The 21,994-nt window shown below is 44.3% G+C and carries 16 protein-coding genes and 1 riboswitch; of the genes, 6 read left to right on the forward strand and 10 right to left on the reverse strand.

Annotation, left to right across the window (positions count from 1 at the left end; genetic code table 11):
* Positions 1 to 102: 102 nt before the first annotated feature.
* Positions 103 to 228, reverse strand: coding sequence for a hypothetical protein (locus D0A37_RS29080; protein WP_278187078.1), 126 nt, complete (start codon positions 226 to 228; stop codon positions 103 to 105).
* Between the two features lie 31 nt (positions 229 to 259).
* On the opposite strand from D0A37_RS29080, the gene D0A37_RS16795 reads away from it, so the two are divergent.
* Positions 260 to 2,410 carry a tetratricopeptide repeat protein gene (locus D0A37_RS16795; protein WP_242716038.1) on the forward strand — a complete coding sequence of 717 codons (2,151 nt, stop codon included), beginning with the start codon at positions 260 to 262 and terminating at the stop codon, positions 2,408 to 2,410.
* A 255-nt stretch (positions 2,411 to 2,665) separates the two neighbouring features.
* Here the strand turns inward: D0A37_RS16795 and D0A37_RS16800 are convergent, their stop codons facing one another.
* Together D0A37_RS16800 and D0A37_RS16805 are read right to left on the reverse strand one after the other, a co-directional pair.
* Positions 2,666 to 4,165 (reverse strand): hybrid sensor histidine kinase/response regulator, encoded by a 1,500-nt coding sequence (locus tag D0A37_RS16800; RefSeq protein ID WP_242716040.1) that lies wholly within the window; start codon positions 4,163 to 4,165, stop codon positions 2,666 to 2,668.
* A gap of 9 nt (positions 4,166 to 4,174) precedes the next feature.
* Positions 4,175 to 10,219 carry a hybrid sensor histidine kinase/response regulator gene (locus D0A37_RS16805; RefSeq protein ID WP_242716042.1) on the reverse strand — a complete coding sequence of 2,015 codons (6,045 nt, stop codon included), beginning with the start codon at positions 10,217 to 10,219 and terminating at the stop codon, positions 4,175 to 4,177.
* 928 nt (positions 10,220 to 11,147) lie between these two features.
* Here D0A37_RS16805 and D0A37_RS16810 point away from each other — a divergent pair.
* From D0A37_RS16810 to thiC, 3 genes are all read left to right on the forward strand, one after another.
* On the forward strand, positions 11,148 to 11,708 hold the full coding sequence (locus D0A37_RS16810; RefSeq protein WP_242716044.1) for a Uma2 family endonuclease: 561 nt from the start codon (positions 11,148 to 11,150) through the stop codon (positions 11,706 to 11,708).
* A 122-nt stretch (positions 11,709 to 11,830) separates the two neighbouring features.
* Positions 11,831 to 12,628, forward strand: a complete 798-nt coding sequence (locus tag D0A37_RS16815; protein WP_242716046.1) for a Uma2 family endonuclease — start codon at positions 11,831 to 11,833, stop codon at positions 12,626 to 12,628.
* A gap of 154 nt (positions 12,629 to 12,782) precedes the next feature.
* Positions 12,783 to 12,879: riboswitch (TPP riboswitch) on the forward strand.
* Between the two features lie 7 nt (positions 12,880 to 12,886).
* On the forward strand, positions 12,887 to 14,260 hold the full coding sequence (thiC, locus tag D0A37_RS16820; RefSeq protein ID WP_242716048.1) for a phosphomethylpyrimidine synthase ThiC: 1,374 nt from the start codon (positions 12,887 to 12,889) through the stop codon (positions 14,258 to 14,260).
* A 399-nt stretch (positions 14,261 to 14,659) separates the two neighbouring features.
* Here thiC and D0A37_RS16825 read toward each other — a convergent pair whose 3' ends face one another.
* The 5 genes from D0A37_RS16825 to pyrE all read right to left on the reverse strand — a co-directional run bounded on the left by D0A37_RS16825 (position 14,660) and on the right by pyrE (position 18,899).
* Positions 14,660 to 14,776 carry a hypothetical protein gene (locus D0A37_RS16825; RefSeq protein ID WP_242716050.1) on the reverse strand — a complete coding sequence of 39 codons (117 nt, stop codon included), beginning with the start codon at positions 14,774 to 14,776 and terminating at the stop codon, positions 14,660 to 14,662.
* Positions 14,777 to 14,997: 221 nt separating this feature from the next.
* Entirely contained in the window at positions 14,998 to 15,477 is a 480-nt protein-coding gene (locus D0A37_RS16830) for a hypothetical protein (RefSeq protein WP_242716052.1), read from the reverse strand.
* Between the two features lie 329 nt (positions 15,478 to 15,806).
* A complete protein-coding gene (dcm, locus tag D0A37_RS16835) occupies positions 15,807 to 17,048 on the reverse strand; it encodes a DNA (cytosine-5-)-methyltransferase (RefSeq protein ID WP_242716054.1) in 1,242 nt (413 codons plus the stop codon).
* Between the two features lie 98 nt (positions 17,049 to 17,146).
* Positions 17,147 to 18,199, reverse strand: a complete 1,053-nt coding sequence (locus D0A37_RS16840; RefSeq protein WP_242716056.1) for a restriction endonuclease — start codon at positions 18,197 to 18,199, stop codon at positions 17,147 to 17,149.
* 124 nt (positions 18,200 to 18,323) lie between these two features.
* On the reverse strand, positions 18,324 to 18,899 hold the full coding sequence (gene pyrE, locus D0A37_RS16845) for an orotate phosphoribosyltransferase (protein ID WP_242716058.1): 576 nt from the start codon (positions 18,897 to 18,899) through the stop codon (positions 18,324 to 18,326).
* 84 nt (positions 18,900 to 18,983) lie between these two features.
* Between pyrE and D0A37_RS16850 the strand changes: the two genes are divergently transcribed.
* The gene (locus D0A37_RS16850; RefSeq protein ID WP_242716060.1) at positions 18,984 to 19,511 is read left to right on the forward strand and encodes a hypothetical protein; all 528 of its coding nucleotides are present in this window, start codon (positions 18,984 to 18,986) and stop codon (positions 19,509 to 19,511) included.
* Positions 19,512 to 19,688: 177 nt separating this feature from the next.
* Here D0A37_RS16850 and D0A37_RS16855 read toward each other — a convergent pair whose 3' ends face one another.
* Both D0A37_RS16855 and ccmP read right to left on the reverse strand, forming a co-directional pair.
* Complete coding sequence (locus tag D0A37_RS16855; protein WP_242716061.1) at positions 19,689 to 20,435, reverse strand: pentapeptide repeat-containing protein; 747 nt, start codon at positions 20,433 to 20,435, stop codon at positions 19,689 to 19,691.
* A gap of 23 nt (positions 20,436 to 20,458) precedes the next feature.
* Entirely contained in the window at positions 20,459 to 21,103 is a 645-nt protein-coding gene (gene ccmP / locus D0A37_RS16860) for a beta-carboxysome protein CcmP (RefSeq protein WP_242725575.1), read from the reverse strand.
* Positions 21,104 to 21,425: 322 nt separating this feature from the next.
* On the opposite strand from ccmP, the gene D0A37_RS16865 reads away from it, so the two are divergent.
* Positions 21,426 to 21,752: a WGxxGxxG family protein gene (locus D0A37_RS16865; protein WP_242716063.1), complete on the forward strand. Its 327-nt coding sequence runs from the start codon at positions 21,426 to 21,428 to the stop codon at positions 21,750 to 21,752.
* The last annotated feature ends 242 nt before the right edge of the window (positions 21,753 to 21,994 follow it).

Below are 21,994 nucleotides of genomic sequence, written 5' to 3' on the forward strand. Positions count from 1 at the left end.
GATTGGTGAAGCCACCCCTACCAGCCTAATGATGATTCCGAGAGTTATCCAACCGCATGAGGCGCGAGAATATATTCTTTCACCAAAGTTCCCCAGCCAGAATTATTGGCACTTTTCCTGAAAAGTCAGGCTGCGGGCGTATTTTGGAGATAGTAAGTCAGCATTCCTCATGTCAGCTATTCTAACTGCTGAGACTATGAGGTCGATCGCCTGATCGCTGACAACCAAGCACTAATTTCTCCTAAATGAGTTGACGTTTATGCGCGTCTCTAATCTAGCTCTCTTGACTCTGGCTGCCCTCGCATCCCACAATTTAACTGCTAATACTAGCGCCAATCCTGCTGCACATCCTATTGATACTCAGACACCGCAGGCTAGCAACTTTGTTGATGCGGTAAATAATACTGAATCGCGTCGGGCTGAGTCAATTAGCGAGCCTGAGACGATCGCCCACGAACAATTTTCCCCCAATATTACCGCATCGCGTCGGGCTGAGTCAATTAGCGAGCCTGAGACGATCGCCCACGAACAATTTTCCCCGCGAATTGCTGTCAAATCGCCGACTGGTTTGCTGGTAGCGGCCGCTCAACCAGATTTATCGGCTGGTGCAAAAACCAAGGCGAATACTCCTGCTGCATCCGGCGATGAACTAACAAAATCTTTACAAGAAACCTGGCTGGCTAAATTAATCGAAACCGGGGTTGAAAGCAATCCTCAAGTTCGCGAGGTTTTCGCTTTTATCTCCCCGTCTAGTGGCAGTGCTGAATCGGGATATGGTTTTAATAGTACCATAACTCTGCTCAATATTTTGCTAATTCTTGGTACTGTATTTCCACCAGTGACAATCGCCTTTTTTTGGATGATGCGACGGCTGATCATCAAACACTTGGTTGCTGATGCCAATAAACGATTACAGGGCATTGGTGTATTGGAATCAGAACTCATAAATTCTAGCCAACTGACTCAAAAGTTGAGGGCTGAATTAGAAGCGCAAATGGGTGCCGCTAAACAATCGATAGACTTTTTAACTAGAGAAACTGAACTTTCCAAGTCTTCCGTCGAGCAAATTGAGACTCTCAAATCTCAATTTATTATGCACCTGCAAGTTTTGCTGAGAGAAGTTGACGATAAAAAATCTCAAATTGTTCAAGAAATTTCCCAAGTTCCCGCAGTTGTTGCCCAAGAAGCTCTCAAAGTCGCCCCTCAACCCCCATTAAACAATCCCCAAAATTCGCAAACTGCACCTGCTAGCGACGAAAAGTTGATTGCTGATGATTATATCAAGCAAGCCGAAGGCCTTTATTTTCAAGGCAATTATGAGGAGGCATTAGTCTGCTTGGAAAAAGCTGTTTTAGCTAATAATAATTTGGATGAGGCGTGGTATTGGCGCGGAAATGTGTTAATAAGATTGCAGCGCCCGGAAGAAGCACTCGCCTGTTACGACCAAGCACTATCGATTAAACCAGATAACTACGAAGTGTGGTATAATAAAGCGTATTTGCTGGGCAAACTCCACAGGTACGAAGAGGCGATCGCCTGTTACGAGCGAGCAAGTTTGAGCGAATCCCGAAAATACGGTTGTTGGCACAGTATAGCGGCTTTGTTGGCTAAATTGCAGCATTACGAAGAAGCGATCGCCAGTTACGATCGCGCCCTCGCTATCAAAGCAACCGACAGCGAAATTTGGCACAACCGAGGTGCGATGCTGGCAAAAATACAGCAGCACGCAGCAGCAGTTGATTCTTACGATCGCGCTCTTGAACTCAATCCCAAGAGATACGAAACTTGGTACAATCGAGGCAATATGCTGTGGAGACTGCTCCGCTACAGCGATGCTATTGATTCTTACGATCGGGCGATCGGCATCCGATCCGACAAATACGAAGTTTGGTACAATAGAGCGGCTGTGCTCGGAAAAATGCAGCGATATCAAGAATCGATCGAATCCTACGACAAAGCAATCGCCCTTAAACCGCAGGATTTTGAAGTGTGGCACAACCGAGGCGCAGCTTTCGACAAACTCTCGCAGCACGAAGCAGCAATTGCCTCTTACGAATCAGCAATTACCCTTAATTCCGAGTGTTACGAAGCTTGGTTTGGTAAAGGCGAATCTTTGGCAAAATTGCAGCGCCATGAAGAAGCGATCGCAGCTTATGAAAAAGCGATTGCTATTAAGCCCGACTCCTACGATGCTTGGCGTCATCTGGGGATAGCCTTGTCTGAATTAAAGCGGTATGAGGAAGCAATGGCAGCTTATGATCGAGCTATTGCCATCAAACCAGAAAATGCCGAAGCTTGGCGCGATAGAGGTGCAATTGTATCAGAATTAAAGCAGGATACAGAAGGATTTACTGCCAGGGAAAAAGATACTCAGAAACAGCCACAATCCGAGGAATCTTCGGACAGTTAGTTATATCAAATCCGTTAGCATCGGAATAGTAAATTCGAGTTCACTGTTCACTGTTGACGGGTGACTGTTCACTGTCAACCGTCAACCGTCAACATCATTCCGGTGTAACCGGAAATGATATTAGGTGTAACCTACACCGCTACCTGTACACCCAAACTTTCTTGTTAGTAATTGTGCGCTGTGATGCGCCATCGCAGAGACCCCGCGATTGCCCATCACAGCGCACACTCATGGATGAAGATACCCGACATTATATCAAGCTGACAGCGACAAGACAGGAGCCTCCTGCCGAATCGGAATCTCAATAGTAAACTCTGTTCCCCTGCCTGGTGCAGAAATACACTCCAACCTTCCCCGGTGTTTATCCACTACAATTTGCCAGCTAATCGACAACCCAATCCCTGTGCCCTTACCGGGGGGTTTTGTCGTAAAAAACGGGTTAAATACGTGGCGACGAACCTCTTCCGAGATCCCTGGCCCATTGTCCACAATTCGGACAGCTACGCAATTGCTGCTGGTTACTTCTGTGCTAATCCGAATCACGCTAGGATTCGCTTTAATTTCTTCTAGCGATCTCTGCGTGTTCCACTCGTCAATAGCATCGATCGCATTTGCCAGTACATTCATAAATACCTGATTCATTTCTCCCCCATAACAGTCCACTTCGGGCAGGTTTGGGCAATAGTCCCGTACCACTTCAATCGAGGGGCGGTCTGACTTAAATTTTAGTCGGCTCTGTAAAATCATCAGCGTGCTGTCCATGCCTTCGTGAAGGTTGACCGATCTCATTTCATATCCTTCTTGCCGTGCGAAGAGGCGCAAAGATAAAACGATTTCGCGGATGCGATCGGCTCCTAAGTACATCGATTTGAACAATTTAGGCAAGTCGTCTTTGAGATAATCTAGCTCGCTGGCTGCGATTTCTGCTTGTATATCTTGAGCCGGATTAGGATAGTGCTTTTCGTAGAGGTCAAGGATAGTGACCAAAGCTTTTGAATATTCCAGAGCATAGGAAAGATTTCCATAAATAAAATTAATTGGATTATTGATTTCATGAGCTACGCCAGCCACTAGCTGGCCTAGCCCGGACATTTTTTCGCTCTGAATGAGCTGGCTTTGCACCTGCTTGAGTTCGTGCAGGGAATTTTCGAGCTGTAGGGCTTTGTGCCGCTCTCGCGCTTCCGATGCTTGTAAAGCTGCTTCGGCAAGCTGGCGTTCAGCAGCCTCCTGCTTGAGGCGTTCATTCGTTTGGGAAAGTTCTGCGGTGCGCTCTTCTACTCGCGTCTCTAGCTCTTGTGTCAAAACTTGTAGGTCGGCTTGCGCTCGCTCGCGCTCGACAATTTGCGCCTGAAGCTTTTTAGTTAGATTTCGCAGATTCAGGTGCGTGATAGCCCGAGCTAAAACTTCTTCCTGTTGAAGGGGCTTAGTGATATAATCAACTCCCCCCACATTAAAGCCTTTGACTTTGCTTTCTGTATCGTCCAGCGCGGTCATAAAAATGACTGGGATATCTTTAGTTAAGTCATTGGCTTTTAGATGTTGACAGGTTTTAAATCCGTCCATATCTGGCATCAGAACATCCAACAAAATTAAATCCGGCTGGGAATATTGCACTTTTTTGAGAGCGCTAGACCCACTGCGAGCTACCCAAACAGTGAAGCCATAGGCGCTCAAAAAATCCAACACTGAACCCAGATTAGTGGGCGTATCATCCACAATTAAAATGGTGCCTCTGTCTAAAGATTCGCTAGTCATTTTTAGTCCTCATCTAAACTGTTGAACAAATTCTACTAATTTGTCTTCTTCAAAGTTTTTGGTTAATTCAAGTAACTGATTGGCAAAAGGTGCATAACGCATATCTATTGCCTTCAGCTTGCTGGCTCGCTTCTCAATACTGAGGAGTTCACCTTTCATCGCTAAATCTAACAAAACTGCAACTTCTTCCGAAGGGGGAGCAATCAGTTGTTGGTCTTGGATTTGGGAAGGGGTATCGGTGAAGATACCTTCTGAACGGAAAGTTGTTCGCTCCTCATAAACCCATTCTAAACCTAAATGGTTGCCCAAGCATTCTAATAACTTTTCTGCCCGAATTGGTTTGAGGAGAAAAGCGTTGCAACCATCCTGGAAAATGCTGTGGGGTTCGCCGGATAAAATGCTAGCAGAAGTTCCGATGGCGATGACATCTTTCAATGGAGGGATTTTTCTGATCCGCCTCACCGCTTCAAAGCCGTCCATGACTGGCATTACTAAGTCAATTATAATACAGTCGGGTTGAAATAACAGCGCTTTATTCAAGCAGTCTTGACCGTCCGTTGCCTCCATTAATTCAAACCCGATAGGAGCTAAAAGATTAACTAAGACAGAGCGATTTTGCCAGCGATCGTCAACTACTAAAATTTTCCGCCGATCGCCTGAGAAACCCCTGATAATTTTTTCAGTTTCTTTTTGATACCCTTCCCAGCGTTCGGTAATAGGCAACTCTAACTCAAAGGAGAAAATACTGCCTTTACCTAAAGAGCTTTGTACTTTCAGTTCGCCGCCCATCATTTCCACTAATTGGCGACTAATTGCCAGCCCTAATCCTGTTCCCTCTATCTGGCGAACTGAATCGCTGGCTTGCTCGAAGGGCAAAAATATTTTTGAGAGTTCGTCGGGGCCGATGCCAATGCCTGTATCTTCTACTTGGAAAATAAATTTTGCTGTTAGGAATTGGGGATTGGCGATCGGTGATGAGAAAGATTGCTGAGTATCCACTCTGTCTACTTTGAAGCTAACGCCTCCTTTTTCGGTGAATTTTACGGCATTGCCGAGTAAGTTGATGAGAATTTGCCGCAACCTTTTTTCATCGGCTTGGACGCAAGTGGGAAGTTGAGTTAGGGGTTCGTAAATCAAAGAGATTCCCTTCTGTTGGGCGCGAATCTGGCAGATTTCAGTAATACCTTGGAGAAAGTCTGACAGGTGAAACTCGGTGAGGTAGAGTTCCATTTTTCCGGCTTCGATTTTGGAGAGGTCTAGAACGTCATTGATCAGAGTTAGGAGGTGTTCGCCACACTGATGAATGATGTTAATACCAGACATTTGCTGACTGGTTAAATCTATGTCTCGTTTGAGGATTTGGGTATAACCTAAAATGCCGTTGAGTGGTGTGCGAAGTTCGTGGCTCATGTTGGCGAGAAATTGGCTCTTGGCGCGGTTTGCGGCTTCGGCCGCTTGCTCGGCTCGCTGTCGCTCTTGAATTTCTACTTCTAGGCTCGTATTTTTGGCTTTTAATTCCTCGGTTCGCTCTTCTACTTTGACTTCTAAAGTGTGATAGAGGTTGGCATTTTCTAAGGCGATCGCAGCTTGTCCCGATAGCATCCGCAACACTTCTACCCGCTTCGGCGTGAAAGCGCCAGCAATCACGTTGTTTTCTAGGTACAGGATTGCACTTAACTTACCTTGAGATAGGATAGGCGCACACAAAATTGATTTTGGTTTGTGTTGGGCAATGTAGGGGTCGGCGTTAAAGATTTCCTCGCGACTGGAATCATTTAAAACGACATCTTTCTGAGTTCTGGTGACGTAATTAAGTACCGAGATAGGCACTTGCCCATAAGTTGATACTGGTAAAGATTCCAGCACTCGGACTTGATCTTTAGTCCCCGCCGCTTCTATAACAAGTTGACCCTCTTTTGAGAGAATAAGCGATCCAGTTTCAGCACCTGCGTTTTCTATCAAAATTTTCATTAACTTGGTGAGCAAGTTAGGTAGAACAATTTCGCTAGAAATGGCAAGAGATGCTTTCATTACAGTTGCCAAGTCTAGCAACTCTGTTTGAGCGCCTGTAATGGTCAAAGGAGCAATTGTCATCGTAGGGTCGAAAGCGGTTTCGGCGAATGCAGGCGATCGCGCTATTAATTGCGGGTATTTTTTTTCTAGATGTTTAACTTTAGCTAAAGCTCCCCAGCGCATATAGGCATAATAAGCATCGGTCATGTAGGTGCGGGCTATATTTTCTTTACCCCAGCAAAAATAGAATTTAGCAGCGAGTTCGTGAGCTAGTGCTTCTTCGTTGATGTACTCGTTTTCTTTAGCAAGAGCGATCGCTTTGTCGTACATCTCCATTGCTTCTACTTTTTCGCCTAAAACCCGATGCTTTTCTGCCTCTACTAGATAAAATTTATGTAGATGATTCATGGGAGCATAATGCGCCCAGTTTTGCAATTTCTCTTGATTAGCTTGTACTCGGTTAAGAATGTCCTGTTGGTCGGACTGCGAAGTTTCAGAATACACAGCTAGCCGTACAAGAGAATCGTAGAAATAGAAGATAACAACAGTTAGCTGCCCTGTAGATGATCCGAAAGAACTTTCTACTTGAGGGATATTTTTTAAAGCTTCCGCGTAATTATCAAACACATAACAAAGCGCAAGTTTTTGCAAAGATAAGTAATGAATTGCCAGTTGGTTGTTGGTTTGCTGATGTAGCGGCAGCATTTTCTCTTCGTCGTATACTTCCCCCTTTAACTGGCATAGATTTTCGCTTCTTCCCATCATGCTTAAGACGGCTTGCCAACAGATTTTTGTATTGTTAAGCGCTGTTTCTTGGCTGATTTTATGAATTGCATCTGTGTAAGTTGCTATCTCTTGTTCCAGTTGCATTAGTTGCTTCCCAACAAAAAACGAGTAATGACTCCACACCATGACGGCATAGCCAGCATATTCTAACTCTCCAGTTTCCAGCCCAGTAGAGAAAGCCGACAGGAAAGGCTCTAAGGTATTCCGGACGTGTTCTTTCCAATGTTGAACGGCAGCATACACTAAGTGGCAAGTCTTGACTTCGATTTCTTTGGCATTTAACTTTGACACTAGACGTAAAGCTAATTGGCCGAACTCATAGCCCCGCTCAATATCTCCTACCGCCCCGCAAAGAAGAAGACTGTATACCGCATATGCAAAGGGAGACACAGAAGCATTGCCATATTGAACGGATAAATCGACCTGTTTGCACACTGTTAAAGGCACCAGTGCGGGCATCCCAGAATAGCAAGCAGAAAATATACTTGACAAAATCCTAATTGCTGCTAATTGATAAGGATCGGTCATTTCAGGAAGATCGATTAAGTCCTCAATTGGGGTTCCGCTCAAAATTGCCGCTGTTTCCCCCAGCGCCTGCCCAATATCAGATGGGTTTGGCGAGTCGGGAAACTCTACCTCCAACTGCTTTAAGACTTGCAGCCCCGTATTCAATGCTTCGAGCAGCTTGTTTTGCGCCATATAAGCTTGAATCTGGACTTCGTACACTTTTACTATGTCCAATAGCGTTTTGGCGCAGTTTTGTACTATCTCAACGAATCTCTGCATTCCGTCAAAATCACCACTCAAATATGCTGATTCTGCTGCTTGCTCATGCAGCCTTAATGTCAGTTCATACCGATTCTCCCAGCTATCTACCGCTAGCAGAGATAAACCTACTTGCAAATATTTGACGGCGGAATCGTGGGCTGTAGCAGCTTTCGCTTTCTGACCTGCAATCAGATTCAATTGGGCTAGTTCATATTTTTGGGATTCAGTGGTAAGTAAGTCAGTACCATAATTGAGTTGGTTAACTAAAGCGAAAATATTTTCTTTTCGGTCTTCTGGCGTTGTACTTTGCAGCAGCAGTTGACCGATTTTTAAGTGGGTCTCTTTTTTCTGCTCATCTGGAATCAAAGAATAGGCAGCTTGCTGCACTCGGTCATGTAAAAACTTGTAGTCAACCTTCACATCAGTTAAGGTAAAACCGCCCGATTCTTCCTGACTAAATACGAGGGGAATTTTGTATTCATTGCTCAAAGGTAAAATCAACCCAGCTTGAAGTGCTGCCCACAATTGCGCCGCCGTGACTAAGGAAGATTCCTGATTGACAATCGCCAAAACTTCTAAGTTAAAAGTGTTGCCAATACAAGCAGCAAATTTTAATACTTTTTGTGTATCTTCGGGTAATTTGCGTATGTTTCTAGCAATCAGTTCGACAACATTGTAATCGGTGATGCCGATCGCTTGAATTTGCTCGATATTCCATTGCCAGACGCCAGAATATAAATCATAAGTCAACAAATCTTCTTGATAGAGAGTTTTGAGGAGTTGACTTATGAAGAAAGGATTGCCCTGCGTTTTATTAAAAAGTAGAGACGCGAAATTTCGCGTCTTTACCGACAGGGATTCCGAACCGCCAGATTCATTTAAAGTATCCGCAATTAATTCTTCGACATGAACCAGGTGTAATGGTTGAACGACAATATTATTCACGGTCGCACCAGTTTGGCGAATCTTGTCAATCGTTTGAATAGTCGGATGAGTGGGAGAAACTTCGTTATCTCGATATGCCCCAATCAGCAATAAATACTGGCTATCAGAATCAGTTATTAGCAATTCAATTAATTTCAACGAGGCCGAATCCGCCCACTGCAAGTCATCGAGGAAGATAACTAAGGGATGGTCAATAGTCGTAAATACGCCAATGAATTGTTTAAAGACGCGGCTGAAACGGTTTTGAGCTTCAGTTGCCCCTAGCTCAGGTACGGGTGGCTGTTTGCCAATAATTAATTCGACTTCAGGGATAACATCAATAATGACTTGTCCGTTATCGCCTAAAGCGGATAACAGTTTTTCTTTCCAAGTTTGGATTTCTACTTCGCCTTCGGTTAGAAGTTGCTGAGTTAAGGATTGGAATGCTTGAATCAGGGAAGCATAAGGAATATTGCGCTTGAACTGGTCAAATTTCCCCGCAATAAAATAGCCTCGTTGCCGCACAATGGGTTTGTGAACTTCATTGACCAAAACTGTTTTGCCTATCCCGGAATAACCGGAAACCAGCAGTAATTCGGTTGTGCCACTGGCAACGCGCTCGAAAGTTTCTAGAATTTTTTCAATTTCTTTGTAGCGACCGTAGAGCTTTTGCGGTATATTTAATTGCCCTGCTTTATCCGCACTTCCAACAACAAAGTTGGAAATAGATCCGCTAGCCTGTAGTTTGATTAAACAAGTTTCTAAGTCAAATTTTAGTCCTTCAGTGCTTTGGTAGCGGTCTTCAGCATTTTTAGCTAATAACTTCATCGCAATCGCTGAAATTTGTGGTGGGATTTCAGGATTTAGCTGGTGAGGGGGAATGGGAGTTTTGGCAATATGGCTGTGTACCAATTCCAGCGGGTCTGTGGAATTAAAGGGCAACTCGCCGGTGAGCATTTCATAGAAGGTAACGCCTAGTGAATAAAAATCAGTGCGGTAGTCAATTGACCGATTCATCCTGCCAGTTTGTTCTGGCGACATATAGGCGAGTGTGCCTTCGAGCAAATCTGGATGGCTGAGAGTCGAATTTTCTCGCTCCAGGCGCGAAGCGATGCTGAAATCAATAATTTTAACTTTTTCAGTGGCTGGGTTGATGATAATATTTTGTGGCTTTACATCTTTATGAATAATGTTATGTTTATGAATTTCTGCTAAGGCAGAGACAAGCTGGAGACCCAAAGAAATAAATTGAATGCTTGTGAGTTTTTTACCCTTCATCCAATCGTTGAGAGACTCGGAGCCGGAATCTTCTAATATCAGTGCTAAGCCGTTTTTATAGCTTTCTAAACTAATGGCTTTGATAATCGCTTCTACGTTCAAGCTGTGGAGGATTTGATATTCGTGTCGCAAGCGGGTGATGTCAGAAAGAGTGGGATACTCAGCCTTTAGCCTTTTGACGATCACGCTGGAAAAGTCTGAATCCTTCCGAGCGCGATCGACTGAAGTTCTTATTCCGCTGTGGAGGGTTTCAACGAATTGATAGCCAGCTAAGTTGATAGTCATTGTTATTCTACAGTTCGCAAGGGAAGTGAGCGAGAGGTTAAGGCTGATTTTAAAACTTAATTATTGTTAGTGCTGATTGTAACATAGTAATTTACTCAACAAAAGTTAGCCCAATTTTTGCCGGGACTTTTCTACAAAGCCTAGAGGAGCCAAGGGCAGCGAGTCAGAAAGGCTTTTTCTACGACCAAAAGTTTACTTTGTTATAAAGGCTATGCTTGCTTTTAGGGAACTATGCTGATCTATCTAGGCTGCACTAAAAATATTAAAACATATTAAATTTTAATAAAGTGTAATTTATTTATTGGCTTTTACTCTCCTGGGCTCCATCGGATTGCGCTCAAACCGATATCATTTAATTATATTTTTGTATCAATCAGTGAAAAAATAATAGTCTTAAAAAAAATAAATTCACAAAGCTTCAAATGAGTTTCAGGAATTATACCAACTTTATAAAAGGGTGCTACAGTTAGTAGATGTCATTTTTGTGAGTTACTACCCAAAGATAAAGAGCGAAAATGTCAGGAGTTGTCAAGATTGAAATGGGGGAAACAGAATCAGAACTGAAAGCTCTTCTCGCTCCGAGTTAAAAAAGATGCTCACCGACAATAACAACAGCAATCTCTGTATTTGCCCAAAACCCAAACGGTACAAACTGTATCGTCTTCTTCTGTGCGCGTCGGGAAACATCGTACCTAGCCTACAATGAAAGATGATTGTCTAGCTATCGTCAAGGGGGAAGGGAAGAATTATTATCCCAAAAACCCCGTTGGGGAAGACCCATAATAATCAATCGTGAAACTGTAGAGAAATTAGAGAAAGAATTGCCAGAACCAGCAGGATTCAGTAGCTACAAGGAAGTACATCATCTGTTTGGGGCGGTTTTTTTTATGCTAAATTTAGGTAAGCTGCAAACAAGGAGAATAGTTATATGTCTGTTCAGCTTCAAAAACGGTTATTTACAGTAAAAGAATATCATTTGATGACTGAGGTTGGTATTCTCTCGGAGGGCGATCGGGTAGAACTCATAGAAGGAGAGATTGTTAAAATGGCTGCAATTGGTACTCGTCACGCAAGTTCTGTTAAGCGTCTGATCGCTGTGTTCTCGGATTTGGAGAGAAGACGTGCGATTATAGGTGCCCAAGACCCTATCCAGTTGAGTGAGCGCACTGAACCTCAACCGGATGTTGTATTGCTGCAACCTCGCGCTGATTACTACGCCACAGCCCATCCAGTACCGGCTGAAGTTTTGCTGCTAGTGGAAGTTTCAGATAGTACGGTTGATTATGACAGAGATGTGAAAGTATCCATTTACGCGCGATCGCTCATTCAGGAAGTTTGGCTGGTAGATTTAGTTGAAAATTGTTTGGAAGTCTACCGTCAGCCCGGCCCGAACGGTTATAGTTTAATGCTCAAGTTGTGGCGCGGTCAACAAGTTGCGCCGCTGGCTTTTCCCGATTTAGAAGTGAGCGTTGATTTTATATTGGGTTAGTAGGATTTTTTTCTATTATTAAATTTTACTGATTTAGCGGGCGATTGTAATTCGCAAAATTTCGATTCTTCCTTCTTCCTTCTACTATAATAAGTTTAATTCCTCAAATCAGCGCAAGTTTTATGACTATTGCCAAATCATTTGAATTGGAAGTCACGCATCTCCCAGACCACACTGAACTGCCAGAGTCGGACGGTACTTTTGTGAAAAACTTTCAAGAACTTCCTCAAAGCATTATTCTCACTGATTCACTCCGACCAATATTGCAACGACTTCATCCAGACGGACGCTACCGCATCGGTCAAGATTGCGGGATTTATTGGCGTTTAACTGACCCTCTCGAACGCGGTGCGGAAGCGCCCGATTGGTTTTATGTGCCGAATGTTCCCCCACTCTTAAATGGTGAGGTGCGACGTTCTTATGTATTGTGGAAAGAATACGTTGCACCGCTGATTGTTTTGGAATTTGTGTCTGGGAACGGTGCAGAAGAGCGAGACAGAACGCCGCCACCCGAACCCGGTCAAGCCGAAGAACAAAAGGTGGGAAATTTTTGGGTTTACGAACAGGCGATTCGCGTGCCTTACTACGGCATTTATGAAGTGAAAAAAGCCGCTGTAGAAATGTATCATTTAGAAGACAATTGCTATCAGCGAATGAGTGTAAATGAGCGCGGTCGCTATCCGATTCCTCAGCTTGGAGTTGAGTTGGGAATTTGGCAAGGTGAATATGATGAGATGAATTTACCTTGGTTGCGTTGGTGGGATAGTGAAGGGAATTTGCTGTTAATTGGAGAGGAACGTGCGGCAGAAGAACACCTGCGGGCCGAACGAGAAAGCCTTCGCGCAGAGGAAGAAAAACAACGCGCCGATCGCCTAGCAGCAAAATTGCGCGAAATGGGGATTAATCCTGATGAGGTGTGATTGTTTTTATATTCTTAAATGCGGTACGATCGCACTTTTTAAACACCAGGAATATCAGAAGGCCCAAAATGGCGATCGCTCCCCTCATCTATATCCCAATATTAAGATTTCCTTAGTGGCTGCCGTCGCGCACAGAAATCGGTGATACAATCAACAGCTTAGCTAGGGGTGCCCGAATATCCGGGCTGAGAAAACACCCTTAGAACCTGAGTCTGGGTAATACCAGCGGAGGGAAGCTGTTTATCAAGGACATAAGATATGCGTACCGAATGGATCGCTAAGCGTAGCGGGCACACCAATGTATCTCAAATGCACTACGCCCGTCAAGGTGTAATTACTGAGGAAATGCACTTTGTTGCTAAGCGAGAAAATCTCCCGCCAGAACTGATCCGCGCCGAAGTAGCACGGGGACGGATGATTATTCCCGCTAACATCAATCACCCGAATTTGGAACCGATGGCGATCGGCATTGCATCTAAATGCAAAGTCAATGCTAATATCGGTGCATCTCCCAACTCTTCCAATATGGAAGAAGAAGTTGACAAGCTTAAACTAGCAGTTAAATACGGCGCTGATACCGTGATGGACTTGTCCACCGGCGGCGGCAATTTGGATGAAATTCGCACTACGATTATCAAAGCTTCACCAGTGCCGATCGGTACTGTACCAATTTACCAAGCTTTAGAAAGCGTTCATGGTAATATGGAAAGTCTGACGCCGAATGACTTTCTTCACATCATTGACAAACACGCTCAACAAGGTGTTGATTACCAAACAATTCACGCCGGAATTTTGATTGAGCATTTGCCGTTGGTGAAAAATCGGCTAACTGGAATTGTCTCTCGCGGCGGCGGAATTTTGGCGCGGTGGATGCTGCATCACCACAAACAAAATCCCCTCTACACTCACTTTAACGACATCATTGAAATCTTCAAAAAATACGATGTTTCGTTTAGTTTGGGAGATTCTTTACGCCCCGGTTGCACTCACGATGCGTCGGATGAAGCTCAATTAGCTGAACTCAAAACTTTGGGACAATTAACTCGCAAAGCTTGGGAACATGACGTGCAGGTAATGGTGGAAGGCCCTGGTCACGTTCCGATGGATCAAATTGAGTTTAATGTCAAGAAACAAATGGAGGAATGTTCCGAAGCACCCTTCTATGTTTTGGGGCCGTTGGTGACAGATATTGCGCCTGGATACGACCACATTACCTCAGCAATTGGGGCGGCGATGGCTGGCTGGTACGGTACTGCAATGCTGTGTTACGTGACGCCGAAGGAACACTTAGGATTGCCGAATGCTGAGGATGTCAGAAACGGGCTGATTGCTTACAAAATCGCGGCTCACGCTGCAGATATTGCACGGGGTCGTCCGGGTGCGCGCGATCGCGATGATGAACTCTCGAAAGCGCGTTACAATTTCGATTGGAACCGTCAATTTGAGCTGTCATTAGATCCAGAACGCGCAAAGGAATATCACGACGAAACTTTGCCGGCGGATATCTACAAAACTGCTGAATTCTGTTCGATGTGCGGGCCTAAGTTCTGTCCGATGCAGACTAAGGTTGATGCTGATGCTTTGACGGAATTAGAGAAGTTTTTGGCTAAGGAACCTGTAGCCCAAAGCTAATTGGATTAATTCGTAGGGTGGGCATTGCCCACCTTACTTAATCGTAAAGCTGTTTCGTTTCTTGTGGGGCGGGCATCCTGCCCGCCCAAAACTATGGTGCGCCATCAGCACCATAGTTTTGGTTATATTAAAAGGAGTTTCCGAAAAGGAGAATTGCGATGTTCCCTTGCAGGTACTTTTTTATTACCAAGAAATCCAGAATTTTTTTATCGCGATTGGGATGAGCAAAAAAAGTAGCTATTTGCTCTTTAGTTAATAGCTTGCCATCTGGGTCAGGCCCAAATTATTTATTTCACCTTTTCAATATAAAACTCTTCATCAACTCAATTTCGTCTAAACTGCACTCGCCTCGCAAACCCAGTTCCCAAGAATGAATACAAGTGCCACCGCGATAGTCAATTAGTCGCCTAGCCTGTATGGGTAAACTAACTGAGCATCGGGATTTATTTCGCTGCTTAAGAGCCATCCCGTTTGCAGATTCAAGGAACGAGCGGCCGATTCAAACGCTAATCTCATGCCGCCTATTCCTGAGAATAAGTCAATAAAACGGATGGTTTTCAAGACCATTAAGTTGGCGGTAAAAGCTCATATTTTGGACTATTTTTCAATCGAGGCCTAGCCTCTAGATATTTATTACCAGGCTCTGCCTGCTAACCAGAAATTTTCAATTCGTAGCGTGTGTTAACGCAGTGTAACACACCGCCAGCCTAATGCACCCTGTGATCTCAGTAAAAGATTTACCTGGATATGTTATTAACTTGCGCTGTCTGTTGGCACGTTGAAAGAATGCGCCGATCGTTTGAGCTAATTGTGCGAATAGAATGCAAATTTGTTAGCTGAGTATTGACTTCAACTTTTTGAATTTGTCCGCCTGACATTGTTTTCCCGTAGAGTGTATTTCCCTGAATTTTACCAGTGAAGCACGCAAAGTCCGATCGCGGCGCGTATATTGCACCAACCACCCGATCGTTCTGGCGTTGAAACACAATGTAGTTTTGAAGAACTTGGTTGGGCTGTGGCGAATCTCCGTAGAGGTAAATACCATCTGGCAAAGCAGCAACATTAGTCTTAGATGGATTTTGTTGTGCTTGAATCGGTTGTTGCTGAATCCCAACACCAATTAGTGTCAGAGGAAAAATAAAGGCTGTTGCCAGTTTTTTCCATTTATCTTTAATAGATGCAGGTAAAATCATTACTGCTTCTCCTTGCGTCGTCATCTAACATATTAAAACAATCTTCTGTAGTTAATATCTCACTCAGGTTATAATTTCGCTCTGCTAAAATCTGCCGATTGGTAGAGATTCTGAACCTGAAAGCTTGCGCTTGTCTAGCGCGGACAACTTTATTTTCCCTTGTCCTCCAAGTACCTGAGCTGATTTTGATAATAAAATTAGAGCGGACCTAGTTTCTAATCCCACCCAATAAAACAGCGATCTAAGGTTGATGCTGATGCTTTGACGGAATTAGAGAAGTTTTTGGCTAAGGAACCTGTAGCGCAAAGCTAGTTGCTAGGGTGGGCGGAAACACTCCGCCCACCCTTCCCAATTCACCAGGCGCTAACTTTTTGTTTGGTAGAGCACAAAACATTCTGGATAACTTCGAGAGCAACAGCTTTAACTACATTAATACTTACACTATTACCCAGTTGATGATAAGCTTTATCATCATTAGGATGCAGAATAAAACTATCGGAAAAACCTTGTAACCGTGCTGCTTCGCGGGGAGTAATCCTGCGGACTCGGTTATGATAGTAAACTCCTAATCTATTAGCATCACTGGCAACAATTGTTACAGAAATTTTTTGCGGATCGAGAAATTTATAGACTTCAAAGGAAAAGTTACCGGATACAGGTTTGTACTGATTGTTGTTCCGTTGCAGGTACTTTTTTGTTACCAAGGAATCCAGCATTTCATCGAGATTGGGATGAGCAAAAAAAGTAGCTATTTGCTCTTTAGTTAATAGCTTGCCATCTTGGTCTGATCCAAATTCTTTATTGCGCCTTTTCAAAATAAAAAGATTCATTAATTCAATTTCGTCTAAACTGCACTCGCCTCGCAAACCTAGTTCCCAAGAATGAATCGAATTGCCACCGCGATAGTCAATTAGCCGCCTACCGTGCAAGCGACTGAAATCATTGTTAACTATTTGTTTCAAGGCATTAACAAATTCTGGCGAACAATCATATTTTGGATCTGGATTGTCTTCCAAAATATCTGCAACTGTGACAGGTTGACTTAACGGGGAAAAGAACGATAGCTGTTGATGACTAGAGGAATGCGAATCTTTTGGGCCTAAGTCAGAAATTAAGCCAAATTGGGGCGAAGCATTTAAAATTCCTACTAGGTAAACTCGGACACGGTTCTGAGGTAAGCTAAAGTTAGAGCTGTTGAGCAAAAAATAATCGAAGCTGTAACCTCGGCTTTTGATTTCGCTCTTAATAGTTTCGAGGGTTCTGCCGCCGTCGTGGCTGACAAGCCCCCGCACGTTCTCGAAAATAAATGCTTGAGGTTTAAAGGTATCAATTAACCTTGCAATCTCAAAAAATAGGGTGCCTCTGGTGTCTCCAAAGCCCTCTTTTTTGCCCGCATAGGAGAAAGACTGACAAGGAAATCCCGCTAGTAAAATTTCATGTTCAGGCAGTTTGTCAATTAATCGGATGTCGCCTAAAGGTGTGTCGGCAAAGTTTTTCTGGTAAACTAACTGAGCGTCGGAATTGATTTCGCTGCTTAATACGCATTCTGTTTGCAGATTCAAGGAACGAGCGGCGGATTCAAAGGCTAATCTCATGCCGCCTATTCCTGAGAATAAGTCAATAAAACGGATTTTTGGCATAATAATTTTAGTTAGTTTAGATTTTAACACCATTTCTTCAGTATACCATCTCTTTACTCATTGTTAGGCACAAAATAATCCCTCAAAAAATCGCAAAGTACATTAAGTTCATTGTGGGAAAATGCAACAGTGCAATCACTATACGTACACAAGGTTCTGATTGCATTTTTCCTCTCAAAGTTACCAACGCCATCAATGACATAAGCCATTTTATAACCGGCATTTTCAATCTGCTCAAATCTAGCTCTTGCTTGTCCAGCTTTACGTTCAATTACACTATTTGTTGTTACCTGAAAGCTAATCTCTATTGCAACAAACTTATCTTCTTTAGAAAGAACCAGATCAAATGTTGTTAGTCCTTTTTCGCTTTCTTGGTCAGTATGTCTAACGCCGGGTAAATGACCGTTAGGTCTAATATCTATATCTCTAACCCCTAAATTTTCTTGTAAGTATTCTTTGACAAAGTTTTGAGCGATTTGACCTAAAGTATTGGCTTGTGACCCAGAGGTTATGCGGCTAACCCAGATATATCGTTGTTTAATAAACTTATTTAATTTATCGGGTTGACCTAAGTAATTACCAATTTCACATTTAGCTAGAACCTCAGCGCTTTTTTCATTCAGTGAACTAGCGCCGAACAAAAGAATTGCTATTAAATCTTTATGTGCCAAAGAGAGAGATTGATTTTGGAGTATTTTTTTACCGTCAATCCCTAGTTTATTATTGGTTAGTTGACCTGATGCTGGTAGAAAAGTGAATTGATAAGAGTAAGTTTGCAGGTTCCAAAGGTAATCTAATCTCTTTAATGGAAACATAGAATTAAACTGACTATTCACTCTTTTTATCATTTCTCCCCCAAAGTCCGCCAGTACAATTAAATGCTTCAGGAACATATTTGCAGAAAGTGTAGAAGCTTCTACTATTTGAAATAATCCGTTTAACTCCGAAACAGGGACGCTAAGAATAGCAATAAATTGCTCTTGAGTTTCTATCAATTTTGGTATGACACTGAGTTCTGCTTCCTTTTGAGATAAGTCGGAAGGCCAAAACATAGAAGCTAACTCACGGATTTCTTCAACTGTTCTTCTGTAATTTGGAGTTGACATTTTTGGTTGTGTGTGATATTAAGTGCTGTGAGTTTGATGAGATCGCCCCCCCTTCGCGCTATTAAATGTTCGGCGGCCGTTGACGCGATTCTTCTGGGGAGGAGGCTGGCGATCGCACTTTTGCCTATTTTTTGCTAGCCATCCACTTTTGAAGATCCTTAATCGTAAAAACTGTTTCAAAGTCCAATCCAACAGAGCGATAAAACTCCGCACCACCTTGCTCTCTGTCAATCAGCGACAACACGCGATCGACTTTATAACCCGCCGCCCGCAACCTTTCCACCGCCTGCATCGCCGACTTACCCGTCGTCACCACATCCTCCAAAACCGCCACATTCGTCCCCTCTGGCAACAGCGGCCCCTCAATGTACGCCATTGTCCCGTGTCCCTTCGTCTCCTTTCTGACAATTAGCGCCGGAATCGATCGACCTTCCAGAGCCGAAACCACACTCACCGCAGTTACAATCGGGTCAGCACCCAAAGTCAAACCGCCCACAGCTTGCACATCCGACGACAGCATCGACAACAGCACACGTCCCGTTGCCAAAGCACCTTCAGCGTGCAGCGTCACCGGTTTGCAGTTAATGTAATAAGAACTTTTCTGCCCTGAAGACAGCACAAAATCACCTTCGCGATAGGCAAACTCGCACAACAAATCGAGAAGTCGATCGCGCAACACTTTTAAATCCGCAGCATTCATAACTCACACCGTGTAAAAAACACAAATAATCCGCCGATAATCAGTTTATAGTGGAATCGGAATTAATTAAGGAGGCCCAAATATATGAGTCAAAAGTTAAAAAGCCTGAGCGGCGCGTTGATTCTCGCTGTCGCCTCTGCCGCGCTGGCATCCGTCAAACCAGCTCAAGCACAAACAGAGCGATTTCACCCAATTGCCGACGACTTCAACCGACAATTTTTTGAAGCTTCAGGAGACTTTTACCACAACGTCAGCTTGCAAGGTTACTTTGGCGACTATGTAGGCCTCGGTTCCCCCAGCGGCGTCGTTGCCTTTCCCGAAAAAGAAATCGAGAGGGATGCCAGCCGCATCAACGGCTTCTACAGACGAGTAATGCAGCGGCAAGTTTCCAGCGACCCGATTCTCCGCGTCCCAGATGCAGTTAATCCCTTCGATGCCTCAATCATGGCACTGCCTCCTGCTTGCCAGCTAGCACCTCAACCGAGCGGCTGTTTCCCCATTCCCGCCGGACTCCAAGATCAGTTTACACTTCCAACACAGCAGGAAGGTTCACCGACTGATCCAGGTCCCGTTAGAGGACTTTATCAAGTATCACCCGCAGGCAAAAATTAATCGATCGACAGTTGCGAGTTTTGAGCCGCGGCGGGTTTACTAAATCTCGGATTTGTATTACAGAGAAAGTCTCAACCCGCCCCAAAACTTTACTTTTTGGCAATCCTTTCGGTAAACGCGCCATAGGATTTTTGTAACTATCGCGGTTATTTTACAGGAATAAATATTATCCAATATTTATGGAACAATGTTGCCGTCAGGCATGATTGTTCTTTTCAAAATAGCTTCGCCCAGATTAGCTCCCGCCAAGTTCGCTCCCCTGAGATTTGCCCCGGTCAAATTCGCCCCTCTCAAATCAGCTTTGCCGAGGTTTGCCCATCGTAAATCGGCAGCGCTCAACTCTGCAAAACAGAGATTTGCCCTGAAAAGATATGCTCCTGTGAAGTGAGCTTCCCCCAGGTTAGCTTTAGAGAAATTGGCTGCATAACAATGTGCTTCAATCAATTCGGCTTGAGGGAGATTTGCTTGACTGAGATTAGCACAGTTGAAGTTTGCGCCCATCGCATTAGCTCGAAACATCACCGCACCGATTAAATTCGCATCTCCAAAATCGGTTTGTTGGAGATTGGCACCGCTTATGTCCGCCCCAATTAAATTAGCACCGCTCAAATCAGATCCTGTGAGGTCAGCCGCTTGGAGGTTGGTTCCAGTTAAATTAGCTTTAATTAAATTAGTTTCGAGCAGTTGCGCTCCGGCAAGATTTGCTAAACTGAGGTTGGATTCGGCGAGGTTTGCCGCAATTAATTTAGCCTTAAACAAGTCTGCTTTAAAAAGGTTAGACCGCCAAAGATGTGCACCTCTGAGATTTGCTTCGGCGAGGTTAGCTTCGCTGAAATCCGGTTCTATATTTGGGTTGAGACTTCTCCATTCAATCCAAGTAACTGCACCTTTTTTTAACAGCGATAAATGCTGTGTGTTTGCCATAATAATTACATCTCCTTTAACAGCTATTCCTTGCGACCAAAAATTGCTGGATGTTCTCGACCCGTCACGTTTTCCACCGCCGCAATTGCTGCCTGGGAACCTGCTATAATATCTCGTTCTGCGCCGCCGAGGTAAAGCCGTCCAAAACTGCCTACAGCCTGAACCTCTAAGATGTTAATAGATGCGCCTTTTTCTGCTTCATTGGCCGCCAGCGCTGCATAAGCAGCCGGTTCTACTTCTAAGACGTAAAGCGTTTGTCCCGCCAACAGCAATTGTCCGCGGCGGGTGCGGTTGATTAATTGTGTTTGGTGGGGGTCAATGTTGCGAATAATTTGACTGGAAATCACTCGCGGTTTGATACCTTCTTCTCTGCGGACCCCCATGAATTCTAGAATTGCTTTGCCTGCGGCCCGCGTTTCCCCCTGCTGGCCCGAGTGTACTTCCAGAAGGCCGTACAAGCGTTCGACTATCTGCACTCCCGGGCGTACGGAGGCAGATTTGAGGGCGACATCAGTAATTCGGTTAATTTCGATACCGGGGGAGATTTCTATCCACAGCGACGCATCCCCCGGCAGCGGCAAGAATCCGGCGGCGATGGTGCCGATGTATGCTGCGTGCTGTGGCTGCAAGTTGTCTAGAAATACGTAGCTCCGTAACTCTATACCCAAAAGTTTTGATCTCCGTCGATCGCGTTCCAACTGTTGTCTGTGCAATATCTGAGTTTACCTTTTTTTGTCAACAACACCTTGTCTGTTGTCGAGAGTGCCGGAGTGCCTCACAACCGGGTGAGGTGTCAGACCCGCGATTTCTAGTGCCGGAGTGCCTCCGCGAGCAATTTTTATTTTTTTACGACTGCTAAAAATTTGGTATCAATCTCTAGTTATACGTGGAACATAACAATCTTTACCGCTAGAGGTGGATTTAACTTTAAAAGACAATCGATATAGTTTGGATAGTTAAAGATTTTAGCCAACAGAGAGCATTTGAATTATGAAACGTTCTGATTTATCCAAAGCAATCGGTGCAGGTATTATAGCTGCTGGTTTAGCCATAGCACCAGCTCATCTGCCTGCTTCAGCTCAGACAGATACAACTGGCGGTACAACTGGCGGTACTACCGGCACTACCACCACCACCACAACTCCTGGTTCCGATGTCTACAATGCTGAAACCGATCGCGATTTTGATTGGGGATGGTTGGGATTGCTCGGCTTGTCTGGCTTGTTGGGTTTGATTCCCAAAAAACGCGAAGAAAATGTCCGCTATACCACTACAACAGGCGATCGCGAACCCGCTGCACGCACTGACTACCGCTAAGAATTGAGTCTTAGTGCTGTGGCCATTCTGCAGGGACAGGATGTTTTAACCTGTCCGACGATCGCGAATAAGCATCAAAAAACCTCCATCGGTGAGGTTTTTTTATTGGAGATGATGCGCGATCGCCGGACAGGTTAAATTGCTTACATCTGCCCTATTGCACCATTTTGATGAACAGGCTTTCCGCCCTGTTCCACAAAAAGTGAATTTTCTGGTGGGCCGTTGCTCGTAGCCAGTCAATA

Source organism: Microcoleus vaginatus HSN003 (assembly GCF_022701255.1).
Classification (GTDB): domain Bacteria; phylum Cyanobacteriota; class Cyanobacteriia; order Cyanobacteriales; family Microcoleaceae; genus Microcoleus; species Microcoleus vaginatus_B.

Excerpts from the sequence above, each read along its gene's own strand:
- D0A37_RS16840 (WP_242716056.1), bottom strand. The coding sequence starts at position 18,199 with ATGTCAACTCCAAATTACAGAAGAACAGTTGAAGAAATCCGTGAGTTA.
- D0A37_RS16855 (WP_242716061.1), bottom strand. The coding sequence starts at position 20,435 with ATGGCAAACACACAGCATTTATCGCTGTTAAAAAAAGGTGCAGTTACT.
- pyrE (WP_242716058.1), bottom strand. The coding sequence starts at position 18,899 with ATGAATGCTGCGGATTTAAAAGTGTTGCGCGATCGACTTCTCGATTTG.
- D0A37_RS16795 (WP_242716038.1), top strand. The coding sequence starts at position 260 with ATGCGCGTCTCTAATCTAGCTCTCTTGACTCTGGCTGCCCTCGCATCC.
- D0A37_RS16810 (WP_242716044.1), top strand. The coding sequence starts at position 11,148 with ATGTCTGTTCAGCTTCAAAAACGGTTATTTACAGTAAAAGAATATCAT.
- D0A37_RS16830 (WP_242716052.1), bottom strand. The coding sequence starts at position 15,477 with ATGACGACGCAAGGAGAAGCAGTAATGATTTTACCTGCATCTATTAAA.
- D0A37_RS16865 (WP_242716063.1), top strand. The coding sequence starts at position 21,426 with ATGAAACGTTCTGATTTATCCAAAGCAATCGGTGCAGGTATTATAGCT.
- D0A37_RS16815 (WP_242716046.1), top strand. The coding sequence starts at position 11,831 with ATGACTATTGCCAAATCATTTGAATTGGAAGTCACGCATCTCCCAGAC.
- dcm (WP_242716054.1), bottom strand. The coding sequence starts at position 17,048 with ATGAGATTAGCCTTTGAATCCGCCGCTCGTTCCTTGAATCTGCAAACA.
- D0A37_RS16825 (WP_242716050.1), bottom strand. The coding sequence starts at position 14,776 with ATGAGATTAGCGTTTGAATCGGCCGCTCGTTCCTTGAATCTGCAAACG.
- thiC (WP_242716048.1), top strand. The coding sequence starts at position 12,887 with ATGCGTACCGAATGGATCGCTAAGCGTAGCGGGCACACCAATGTATCT.
- D0A37_RS16805 (WP_242716042.1), bottom strand. The coding sequence starts at position 10,219 with ATGACTATCAACTTAGCTGGCTATCAATTCGTTGAAACCCTCCACAGC.
- D0A37_RS16800 (WP_242716040.1), bottom strand. The coding sequence starts at position 4,165 with ATGACTAGCGAATCTTTAGACAGAGGCACCATTTTAATTGTGGATGAT.
- D0A37_RS16850 (WP_242716060.1), top strand. The coding sequence starts at position 18,984 with ATGAGTCAAAAGTTAAAAAGCCTGAGCGGCGCGTTGATTCTCGCTGTC.